Source organism: Streptomyces sp. NPDC046215 (assembly GCF_040646215.1).
Classification (GTDB): domain Bacteria; phylum Actinomycetota; class Actinomycetes; order Streptomycetales; family Streptomycetaceae; genus Streptomyces; species Streptomyces stramineus.
Genome location: NZ_JBEYZW010000020.1, coordinates 90,650 through 101,651 on the forward strand (window position 1 = coordinate 90,650; position 11,002 = coordinate 101,651).

9 protein-coding genes and 1 riboswitch are annotated in these 11,002 nt (G+C 71.4%); all 9 genes read right to left on the bottom strand.

Going from position 1 to position 11,002, the window contains the following annotated elements:
- Positions 1–36: 36 nt before the first annotated feature.
- On the bottom strand, positions 37–1,347 hold the full coding sequence (locus ABZ951_RS11990) for a cyclopropane-fatty-acyl-phospholipid synthase family protein (protein WP_344086159.1): 1,311 nt from the start codon (positions 1,345–1,347) through the stop codon (positions 37–39).
- 188 nt (positions 1,348–1,535) lie between these two features.
- A complete protein-coding gene (locus tag ABZ951_RS11995) occupies positions 1,536–2,921 on the bottom strand; it encodes an NAD(P)/FAD-dependent oxidoreductase (protein ID WP_344086161.1) in 1,386 nt (461 codons plus the stop codon).
- Positions 2,922–3,381: 460 nt separating this feature from the next.
- Positions 3,382–4,335, bottom strand: a complete 954-nt coding sequence (locus ABZ951_RS12000) for a Ppx/GppA phosphatase family protein (RefSeq protein ID WP_344086164.1) — start codon at positions 4,333–4,335, stop codon at positions 3,382–3,384.
- A complete protein-coding gene (locus tag ABZ951_RS12005) occupies positions 4,332–4,868 on the bottom strand; it encodes a DUF501 domain-containing protein (protein WP_344086167.1) in 537 nt (178 codons plus the stop codon). Before ABZ951_RS12005 ends, ABZ951_RS12000 begins: the two co-directional genes overlap by 4 nt.
- Before the next feature lie 52 nt (positions 4,869–4,920).
- The gene (locus tag ABZ951_RS12010) at positions 4,921–5,430 is read right to left on the bottom strand and encodes a septum formation initiator family protein (protein ID WP_344086170.1); all 510 of its coding nucleotides are present in this window, start codon (positions 5,428–5,430) and stop codon (positions 4,921–4,923) included.
- A gap of 155 nt (positions 5,431–5,585) precedes the next feature.
- Positions 5,586–6,866, bottom strand: coding sequence for a phosphopyruvate hydratase (gene eno / locus ABZ951_RS12015; protein WP_344086172.1), 1,281 nt, complete (start codon positions 6,864–6,866; stop codon positions 5,586–5,588).
- 306 nt (positions 6,867–7,172) lie between these two features.
- Positions 7,173–7,925 carry a transglycosylase family protein gene (locus ABZ951_RS12020; RefSeq protein WP_344086174.1) on the bottom strand — a complete coding sequence of 251 codons (753 nt, stop codon included), beginning with the start codon at positions 7,923–7,925 and terminating at the stop codon, positions 7,173–7,175.
- A 3-nt stretch (positions 7,926–7,928) separates the two neighbouring features.
- Positions 7,929–8,110: riboswitch (cyclic di-AMP (ydaO/yuaA leader) on the bottom strand.
- Between the two features lie 261 nt (positions 8,111–8,371).
- Positions 8,372–9,382 (bottom strand): transglycosylase family protein, encoded by a 1,011-nt coding sequence (locus tag ABZ951_RS12025; RefSeq protein ID WP_344086178.1) that lies wholly within the window; start codon positions 9,380–9,382, stop codon positions 8,372–8,374.
- A 179-nt stretch (positions 9,383–9,561) separates the two neighbouring features.
- Complete coding sequence (locus ABZ951_RS12030) at positions 9,562–10,812, bottom strand: cytochrome P450 (protein ID WP_344086181.1); 1,251 nt, start codon at positions 10,810–10,812, stop codon at positions 9,562–9,564.
- Positions 10,813–11,002 lie beyond the last annotated feature (190 nt).

The window sequence follows — 11,002 nt, forward strand, 5'->3', positions numbered from 1 at the left end:
GCCCGGTCCGTTGCCGACCGGGCCCCTTCGCGCTGCTCAGCGCCAGTCGCGGGAGCGCAGCGGCATGCCCGAGGCGCCCGATCCGGGCGTACGGACGGCCAGGACCTGGTTGACGCCGATCCGGTTGCGCTCGAAGGACAGCGCGGACGCGGCCATGTAGAGCCGCCAGACCCGGGCCCGGCCCGGCGACGTCAGCCGCACGGCCTCGTCCCAGTGCGCCTCCAGGTTGGCCACCCACCGGCGCAGGGTCAGCGCGTAGTGCTCGCGCAGCGCCTCGACGTCCCGGACCTCGAACCCGGCGTCCTCCAGCTGCGCGACCGTCCGCCCCACGGGTGCCAGCTCGCCGTCGGGGAAGACGTAGCGGTCGATGAACTCGTCCACCTCGTAGGCTTCTTCGTCCCGCAGCGGGCGGCGGCTGATCTGGTGGTTGAGCAGCCGGCCGCCGGGCTTGAGGAGCCCGTGCAGGTCGGCGGCGTACTCGGCGTAGCGCGCGGAGCCGACGTGCTCGGCCATGCCGATGGAGGAGATGGCGTCGAAGGGCCCGTCGGCGACCTTGCGGTAGTCCTGCACCCTGATCTCCACCCGGTCCGTCAGCCCGGCCTCGGCGACGCGCTTGCGGGCGTAGGCGGCCTGTTCCTCGGAGAGGGTGATGCCGACGGCGCTCACGCCGTACGTGCGGGCCGCGTGGAGCACCATCGAGCCCCAGCCGCAGCCGACGTCGAGGAGGCGCTGGCCGGGCGCGAGGGCGAGCTTGCGGCAGACGATGTCGAGCTTGGCGGCCTGGGCGTCCTCCAGGGTGGACTCCGGGCTCTCCCAGTAGGCGCAGGAGTAGACCATGGACGGGCCGAGGACGCGCTCGTAGAAGGTGTTGCCGACGTCGTAGTGGTGGCTGACGGACTGTTTGTCGCGGCGGAGCGTGTGCAGCCCGCCGCCGCGCCGGAGCGCCTCCTCGCGGGGCGGCCTGGGGGGCAGCCCGGGCCCGGCCAGCGCGATCAGCTCGCGGCCCGCCTCCCGCAGCCGGGGATCGCGCAGCGCCGCGAGGAGCGCGGCGGGGCCGGTGGGCCGGCCGGGGTCCTCGTCACGCTCCCACACCGAACCGGCGAGCAGGCCGAGGGCTTCGTAGAGGTCGCCCTCGACGTCCAGATCGCCGGCGACCCAGCCGCGGGCGAGGCCGAGCTCACCGGGCTTCCACAGCAGGCGGCGCAGGGCGCGGCGGTGGCGGATGACGAGGACCGGGGTGCCCGGGGGGCCGTACTCGCTGCGGTCCCAGGCGCGGATCCGTACCGGGAGCGGAATGCCCAATACCTGTTCCGCGAGCGCGGTGAGCCGTCGAGCGGCGTCGGCCATGTCGCACACCTCCATGATGCAAGGTCAGGAGAAACGTTCAACTGACACGTAAACACCAAGGGTCGGCCCCGGTCATCCCAATTCCGTCAGAGTAGATCAACTACCCGGGCCCGGACATGCGAAAAGGCGCCCACCCCACGGATGGTGGACGCCTTTTGGCTACGTTGACCGCTGTAGGGCGGGGTCCGCTAGGAGGCCTTGGCCTTCTGCGCGGGGGTGTCGGACTTGGCGGCCTGCGGGGCCGGCTTGGCGGCCTCGTAGAACTCCTCGCGGGGGTTCTCCATGGCGCCGAGCGAGACGACCTCGCGCTTGAGGAACATGCCCAGGGTCCAGTCCGCGAAGACGCGGATCTTACGGTTCCAGGTCGGCATGGCCATGCCGTGGTAGCCGCGGTGCATGTACCAGGCGAGGCGGCCCTTGAGCTTGATCTTCATCTTGCCCATGACGATCATCGCGACGCCCTTGTGGAGGCCGAGGCCCGCCACCGCACCCTTGTTGGCGTGCTCGTACGTCTTCTGCGGGAAGCCCCGCATGCCCGAGACGACGTTGTCGCCGAGGACCTTGGCCTGGCGCAGCGCGTGCTGGGCGTTCGGCGGGCACCAGGCGTTCGGGTTGCCGGCCTTGCGGCCGATCATGTCCGGAACCTGGGCGTTGTCGCCCGCGGCCCAGATGTAGTCGGTGCCCTGGACCTGGAGGGTCTCGGAGGTGTCGACGTGGCCGCGCGGGCCCAGCGGCAGGCCGAAGCGGGCCAGCGCCGGGTTGGGCTTGACGCCCGCGGTCCACACGATCGTGTTGGAGTCGACCTCCAGGCCGTTCTTCAGCACGACGTGGCCGTCGATGCAGGAGTCCATCGAGGTGGAGAGGTGGATCTCGACCCCACGGCTCTCCAGGTGCTCCTTGCCGTACGCGCCGAGCTTCGGCCCGACCTCGGGAAGGATCTTGTCCGCGGCGTCGACCAGAACGAAGCGCATGTCCTCGCGCTTGACGTTCGGGTAGTACTTGGCGGCGTCGCGGGCCATGTCCTCGACCTCGCCGACCGTCTCCGCGCCGGCGAAGCCGCCGCCGATGAAGACGAAGGTGAGCGCCTTGCGGCGGATCTCCTCGTCGGTGGTCGAGTCGGCCTTGTCGAGCTGCTCGAGGACGTGGTTGCGCAGGCCGATGGCCTCCTCGATGCCCTTCATGCCGATGCCGTTCTCGGCCAGGCCGGGGATCGGGAAGGTGCGGGAGACCGCGCCGAGCGCGATGACCAGGTAGTCGAAGGGCAGCTCGTAGGCCTCGCCGACGAGCGGCGCGACCGTGGCGACCTTGCGGTCCTGATCGATGGTGGTGACGCGGCCGGTGAGGACCTCCGCCTTGGGCAGCACGCGCCGCAGCGGCACCACGACGTGGCGGGGGGAGATGCTGCCGGCAGCTGCTTCGGGCAGGAAGGGCTGGTAGGTCATGTACGAGCGCGGGTCGACGACCGTGACGGTCGCCTCCGCGTAGCGCATCTTCTTGAGGATGCGACGCGCCGCGTACAGGCCGACGTACCCACCGCCTACTACGAGGATCCGTGGACGCTCCGTGGTGCTCATGTTTCGAGTATCCAGCACTCTGGGCGGGGTTGCTCGTGCGCCCCTTCACAAGGTGTGCGGGGGTATCTGCTACACTCCCCCGCCTTCGTGACCCATGCCATAGTCCCGTGGGGGAACCACGGATCGCCCGGGGACGTTGGATACCCGCGCTGAACTGGGCTTGTGGTCGGTCCGGCGACTGGACCACTGCCGTGCACCGGGCTGCATAAACGTTTCCTTAACCCGACCGAAACCGGCCTCTTTGCCATGGCCGGGGGCAGCGGAACCGACAAAGAGGACCCAAAGGGCCCCTTGCGCGCCGGGCAGGCTGTTTTTTCATGTGAAGGATTTCACGAACTTTCTTCGGCGGCGGGCCGCGGGCGGCGCTCCAGGGGCCCCAAAGCGGGGCTCAACGGCCTTGACGGGCACCGCGGGAGCCCGCCCGACAGCACGTCGGGCGGGCCCGTTCCCCATGCCGGGCCTAGGCGGCGCCCTCCGCCGCCTTCCAGGCGATACCGTCCAAAATGTCGTGTTCGCTCACGATCACCTCACGGGCCCCGGTGCGCTCCATGACGCACTGGAGGACCAGCGCCCCGGCACCGATCACGTCGACGCGGCCCGGGTGCATCACCGGGATCGCCGCGCGCTGCTCGTGCGTGGCCATCAGCAGCTCGCCGGTGATCTCCTGGACGCGCTCCAGGGAGATCCGCGCGTGGTGGATGACCGAGGAGTCGTACTCGGGCAGGCCGAGGGCGATCGCCGCGACCGTGGTGACCGAGCCGGCCAGACCGACGAGCGTCCGGGCCTCGCGCAGCGGAACGGTTTCTTCCGCGAGGTCCAGCGCCGCCTCGATGTCGGCCTTGACCGCGGTGAGCTGCCCGAAGGTCGGCGGGTCGGTGATCTCGCCGTCCACGACGAGGTGACGCTCCGTCATCCGCACACAGCCGACGTCCACGCTGCGGGCGGCCCGGACGTGGGTGTCGCCGACGACGAACTCGGTGGAGCCCCCGCCGATGTCCACGACCAGGAACGGCTTGTCCAGGTCCGTGCGGCCGGCCAGTTCCTTCGTCGCTCCGGTGAAGGAGAACTCGGCCTCCTGATCACCGCTGATCACCTCGGGCTCCACGCCCAGGATCTCCACGACCCCGCGGACGAAATCCTCGCGGTTCTCGGCGTCGCGGGACGCGGAGGTGGCGACGAAGCGCGTGCGCTCGGCCTTCAGGTCCCGGATGACGTCCGCGTACTCGCGGCACGCGGCGAACGTCCGCTCCAGCGCCTCGTCGGCCAGTCGTCCGGTGCGGTCCACGCCCTGGCCCAGGCGCACGATCCGCATCCGCCGGTCGAGCTCGGTGAACTCCCCGGTGGCGGGGTCGAGATCGGCGACGAGGAGGCGGATCGAATTGGTGCCGCAGTCGATCGCGGCGACGCGGGTCACTGCTCGTCACCGCCGCAGGCCCCGGCGCCCACGCACGGGCCCTTGCGCCACCACTCGGGCAGCATCGCGATGGCCTCGTCGCCCAGCGGGTTCACCCCGGGGCCGGCGGCCAGGGAGTGGCCCACGAGCACGTGCAGGCACTTCACGCGGTCCGGCATGCCGCCGGCGCTCGGGAAGCCCTCCAGGACCTCGATGGCGTCGCGGCGCGTGAGGTAGTCCTCGTGCGCGGCGCGGTAGGCGGCGGCCAGCTCGGGGTCGGTCTGCAGACGGGCCGTCATCTCCTTCATGACGCCGTCCGCCTCCAGCGTGCCGATCGCGGAGGCCGCGCGCGGGCAGGTCAGGTAGTACAGCGTCGGGAACGGCGTGCCGTCCTCCAGCCGGGGCTGGGTCTCGACGACGTCGGGGTTGCCGCAGGGGCAGCGGTGGGCGATGGCGCGCAGGCCGCGCGGCGGCCGGCCGAGCTGCTCCTTGAACGCCGCGATGTCGGCGTCGGTGGGCTCGGTGGGCTCGGTCTTCGGAGGAGGGGTGTCCATGTCTCGCTCGTACTCGCTCGTGCTCGGTCTTCGGATCGGGGTCGGTACGGGCCTACGGGGAGGCGGTGGTGCCGGGCGCGGGCGCGGGGGCCGTGGCGTCCGCCGCGTCCACCCCGTCCCAGAGGTTGCTGTACCAGGGCCGGTCGGCGGCCCCCTGGTCCCTGGGCCGCCGGGCGTCGCCGCTGCCGTCGATCACGCTGTAGCCGGTCTCACCGGGGCGCAGGTAGTGCAGGTGTTCGCGGGCCTGCTGCTCGACGTAGGCGGGGTCCTCCAGGCGCGCCTTCTCCTCCAGGAGCCGCTTCACGTGCTCGCGGGCCTGCTCGGACTGGCGCCGCTGGTCGGCGATGTCCGAGCGCTGGGTGACCCACTGGCGCATGGGGTAGGCGAGGGCGACGACCAGGGAGCAGACGACCAGCGCGAGGAGCGCGGCGCGGCCGGTGAGCCGGCTGCGGCGGGGCGGCCTGGCGCGGTACGCCCGGCCGCCGCGGGCCGCCGGGCGCTGCGCGAGCACCGTTCCGAGAGCCTTGAGCCTGGTTGCGGTGGAGGAGCGTTCCGCCGCCACATCGCCTCCCCGTGGGGTCTCCTGGCGCCCGCAGCCTCGCTACGAACGTACGTCCCCGGCCACGGTACGGGACCGTGGCCGGGGACGTAGTGAGGCTGCTGTCTGTCCCGGGGGGATTTTCAGCCCTTGGGGATCGCTCAGCCCTTGGGGGTCGCTCAGCCCTTGAAGCGCGGGAACGCGCTGCGGCCGGCGTACACCGCGGCGTCGTCGAGGATCTCCTCGATGCGCAGCAGCTGGTTGTACTTGGCGACGCGCTCGGAGCGGGCCGGGGCACCGGTCTTGATCTGGCCGCAGTTGGTGGCGACGGCCAGGTCGGCGATGGTGACGTCCTCGGTCTCGCCGGAGCGGTGGGACATCATGCACTTGAAGCCGTTGCGCTGGGCCAGCTCGACGGCGTCGAGGGTCTCGGTCAGCGAGCCGATCTGGTTGACCTTGACCAGCAGGGCGTTGGCGGCGCCCTCCTCGATGCCGCGGCCGAGGCGCTCGGGGTTGGTGACGAAGAGGTCGTCGCCGACGATCTGCACCTGGTCGCCGAGGCGCTCGGTGAGGATCTTCCAGCCGTCCCAGTCGTCCTCGAACAGCGGGTCCTCGATGGAGACCAGCGGGTACGCGGCGACGAGCTCGGCGTAGTAGTCCGTCATCTCGGCGGCCGAGCGGGACTTGCCCTCGAAGTTGTACGAGCCGTCCTTGTAGAACTCGGAGGCGGCGACGTCCAGGGCGAGCGCGATGTCCTGGCCGGGGGTGTAACCGGCCTGCTTGATGGCCTCGAGGATGAGGTCGAGGGCCTCGCGGTTGGAGCCCAGGTTGGGGGCGAAGCCGCCCTCGTCGCCGAGACCGGTGGACAGGCCCTTGGTCTTCAGGACGGACTTGAGGGTGTGGTAGACCTCGGCGCCCCAGCGCAGGGCCTCGGAGAAGGACTCCGCGCCGATCGGCGCGATCATGAACTCCTGGATGTCGACGTTGGAGTCGGCGTGCGACCCACCGTTGAGGATGTTCATCATCGGAACGGGCAGCAGGTGCGCGTTCGGGCCGCCCAGGTAGCGGAAGAGCGGGAGGTCGCTGGCCTCGGACGCGGCGTGCGCGACGGCGAGGGAGACGCCCAGGATGGCGTTGGCGCCGAGCGAGCCCTTGTTGTCGGTGGCGTCCAGGTCGAACATCGCCTGGTCGATCAGGCGCTGCTCGGTGGCGTCGTAGCCGACGAGCTCCGGGCCGATCTGCTCGATGACGGCGAGGACGGCCTTCTCGACGCCCTTGCCGAGGTAACGGTTCTTGTCACCGTCACGCAGCTCGATGGCTTCGAAGGCACCGGTGGAGGCGCCGGACGGCACGGCGGCACGGCCCGTGGAGCCGTCGTCGAGGCCGACCTCGACCTCGACCGTGGGGTTGCCTCGCGAGTCGAGGATCTCGCGAGCTACGACGACGTCGATGGACGGCACGAGGGTCTCCTTCGTGGGTGTCTGGAGTTCTGCAGCACGAGCCTAACGGGCGCCGGAGGCTGCGCCTGCCCACGGACCGCCTCCCGGGCCGAAAAACCGCACAAATGCCGAGATCACCGGACGAATGACCGGGGTGTTCGCTGAGCGGGAACGGGTCCGGGCCGGCGCCGGGGGCCGGCGGGAGGGCCCGGGAACGGCGGAGCCCCGCCCCGGCACGCCTCGGGGAGAGGCGTGCCGGGGCGGGGCCGTCCCGCTGTGGGCCCGTCATGGGCGAGGGGGGCGCGGTGCTCCACCGCGCCCGCCGGATCAGCTGAGGTGCAGCATCTGACCGGGGAAGATCAGGTCGGCGTTCTCGACGACGTCCTTGTTGAGGTCGTGCAGCTTCTCCCAGCCGCCCTGGACCTTCTTGGCGTCGGCGATCTTGCCGAGGGTGTCGCCGGCCTTGACCTCGTACTCGCCGTCGCCCTTCTTGAAGGACTGCGGGGCGGCGTGCTTGGGCGCGGCCTGCTTCGGGGCCGGGGCCTCCTCGGCCTGCTCGGCCTTCGGCTGCGGGGCGGCGTGCTTGGGCGCGGCCTGCTTCGGCGCGGCCTGGCGCTCGCTGCGGTCGGCGTGGGACTTCGTCGACGTGGTGCCGCGGTCGGCCTTCTTGGCCACCGAACCGGAACCGGAGGTGTCGACGTTGGCCTTCGGGCCGCCGGCGCTCAGGCCGGTACCGGGAGCGCAGCTCCAGGCACCCGGGCCCTGCATGGCGAGCAGCTTCTCGGCGACGGCGATCTGCTGGCTCTTGGAAGCCTGGTGCGGGTACGCGGCGTACTTGCCGCCACCCGCGGCGTCCCAGGAGCTCTTGGAGAACTGCAGGCCGCCGTAGTAGCCGTTGCCGCTGTTGATGGACCAGTTACCCGTGGACTCGCACTGGGCGACCTTGTCCCAGGTGGAGACGGAAGCGGCGTTCGCGGAGGTGGCGATCATCAGCGGAGCGGCGACGGCCGCGCCGGTGACACCGGCGAGCGTGACGATACGGACGGCCTTGGACGGACGGCGGTGCTTGCCCTTGGACATGAGTCGTTTCCTCACCGACGCCTACGAGGTGAGCTGTCGGGTTCGGGCTGTGAGTTCGCCCGGCCTCGTGTGCGAGCACACTCGGCTTCACCCCAAGCCGCTCCGGTTCCCGCCGGTCACCGACCGACGGCCCATCACGGCGCCTACCTTGGTTCCCCCGCTCCTGCCTACGGCGCTTAACGCGACGACTCCGCCGGTCGTCGGCAGGATTCGGCGTGACGACCGTGGTGCCCGCGGTGGCGAGCGGTCTCGACGGTAAACACAGTCGGCCCGAGGGTTCAAACCCCTCTTTCCGGCCACAGTTGCCCCGCGTTACCCCGAGGAACCGATCATTTCCGCAGGTGGGAGCGGGTGTCGAAACTTTGGGAAGGGGCCGTTCCAGCAAAAGTCAACGAGACCCATGTCTCACTTTCGACTGGAACGGACATTCCCCCCGAACTCTCGCACTATTTACCGATCTCAAGCTTCTGACCTGGATGGATCAAATCCGGATCGCTTCCGACAGCTTTCTCGTTGCGCTCGTACAGAGACTGCCAACCGCCCGTAACGGAGTGCTTTTCCGCGATGACTGACAGATTGTCACCATCTCGCACGGTGTAGTCCCCGGTGGCCGGTACGCCCGGACGGGCGTCCGCGCCGCCGCGCGAGGGCCGCCCGTCGTCCGAACGCGGGGGCTGCGCACGGTGCTTGCCGGTGCCGTCCGTGCCGGTGGCGGGGTCGCCGGGGGCGTCCGGGCCGGGCGTGCCGGAGGGAATCCCGGAGGGTGCGTCGGCGGACGGGGCGGGGGCGGTGGGGATCTCGGTGGGGTCGTCGGCCGGACCGCCCTTGCGGTGCCGCCCGTCCTGCTCCCCGGCCGCGGGGGCCGACGGCGTGCTCTCCGGCGTGCCGGGCCGGTGCTCCGACGGGGACGGGGAGACCGGGGCCGACGGCCCGCCCGGGGTCGCGGAGGGCTCCGCGGACGGCACCGCGGGCGAGGAGGGCGCCGAAGGCGAGGCCGAGGGCGGTGCGGACGGGGTGGCCGGTGAGGAGGGTGCGGCCGGAGAGGAAGGTGAAGCAGGCGACGAGGGCTCGGGTTCCGGCGTGCGCGGGGTGGTCGCCGACGGCTTGGGGTCCACGGTGCTGCCCGGGTTCACCTCCGGTGCCTTGCCGCCCTTGTCGAGGCCCGAAGTCGCCGCGCAGCCCTGCCAGGCGCCGGTTCCGCTGCTGCCGAGGATCTTCTCGGCGACGGCGATCTGCTGCGAGCGGCTGGCCAGATCGGGGCGCGGGGCGTACGCCCGGCCGCCGTTCTGCTCCCAGAGCTCCTGGGTGAGCTGCAGCCCGCCGTAGGAGCCGTTGCCCTTGTTGGCGCTCCACAGGCCCCCGCTCTCGCACTGGGCGACGCGGTCCCACGTGGGGGCGTCCGCGGCACTCGCCCCGGTGGCGGCCAGCAGCGGCATGGCCAGGGCGGATCCCGTCACCCCCGCCGCGACCACGATGGCGGGTACCTGGCGGGGTCTGCGATGTCGACCGTTCCCGGAGCGCATGTGAGGGCCTCTCATGTGGCGGCGAATATGGTCGTCGAACATAGCGACGGGCCCCGGGAGTCACAAGCTGATGTAGCGGAGGTCACGCGAAGGTCACGTGAGTTGACCTAGGGTCATTTGGTACAGGCCGTGAACTCCACCGGCAGGGTCCGCAGTCCGCGCATGATGAGCCCGCCGCGCCAGCGCAGCTCCTCCGGATCGGCGGCCAGCCGCAGATCGGGCAGGCGGCGCAGCAGGGTCGCGAGCGCGGTCTGCCCCTCCAGGCGGGCGAGCGGCGCGCCCAGGCAGTAGTGGATGCCGTGCCCGTAGCCGAGGTGCTGATTGTCACTGCGGGCGAGGTCCAGGGTGTCCGGTTCCGTGAACCTTTCCGGGTCGCGGTCGGCTGCCGCGAGGACGACGAGCACGGGGTCGCCCTCGGCGATGCGCTGCCCGCCCAGGGTCAGGTCCTGGGTGGCGAAGCGCCAGGTCGCCATCTCCACGGGGCCGTCGTAGCGGAGCAGTTCCTCGACGCCCGTGGCGAGGAGGCCCTCGTCGCCCTCGGCGAGGGCGCGCTGCAGGCGCTCGCGCTGCCCGGGGTTGCGCAGCAGCGCGTAGGTGCCGTTGCCGATGAGGTTGACGGTCGTCTCGAAGCCGGCGAAGAGCAGGATGAAGGCCATGGCGGCGGCCTCGTTCTCGGTGAGGTGCTCGCCGTGGTCGCTGGCCCGGATGAGGCCGGAGATGAGGTCCTCGCCGGGGTTCTCCCGCTTTCGGTGGATCAGTTCCGCCAGGTACGTCCGCATCTTCTTCACCGCCCGGGCGACCCCGCCGCGGGGGCCGCCGCCGTGGCGGATCATCATGCCCGCCCAGTCGCGGAAGTCGTCCTGGTCCTCGGGCGGTACGCCGAGCAGGTCGCAGATGGCGTAGATGGGGAGGGGGAAGGCGAAGTCGTGGATGAGGTCCGCCTCCCCCTTCGCGCAGAAGTCGTCGATGAGCTGGTCGGTCAGCTCCTGCACGCGGGGCGCGAACTCGGCGACGCGCCGGGGGGTGAACGCCTTGGAGACCAGGCGCCGCAGCCGGGTGTGGTCCGGCGGGTCGATGTTCAGCAGGTGCGTCATCAGGTTGGCGCTGCGCTCGCCGGGGATGCCGACCTTGCCCTTGCCGTGAGCGGACTCGGAGTGGTGCCCGGGGTTCTTCGAGAGCCGCTGGTCGGCGAGGGCCTGGCGGGCGTCGGCGTACCGGGTGACCAGCCACGCCTCGACCCCGCTGGGCAGCGCCGTGCGGTGCACAGGAGCGTGCTCGCGCAGCCAGGCGTACGCCGGGTAGGGGTCGGCGGCGAATTCCCAGGTGAACAGGGCCGGGGCGGGCGAGGCGTTCTTGTCGTGCACGGCTCGACGCTACTAGGGCCTCCGGCGGGGCCCGGGGGCGCTCCACCGCTGCGCGGCGGTGTCCTGCCGGACGGGCTGCTGTGCCCTGTCCTCAAACGCCGGACGGGCTGATGTGCTGTGTCCTCAAACGCCGGACGGGCTTTCCAGCCCGTCCGGCGGGGGTGGGCGCGCCCCCACGGCGCGCACCGCC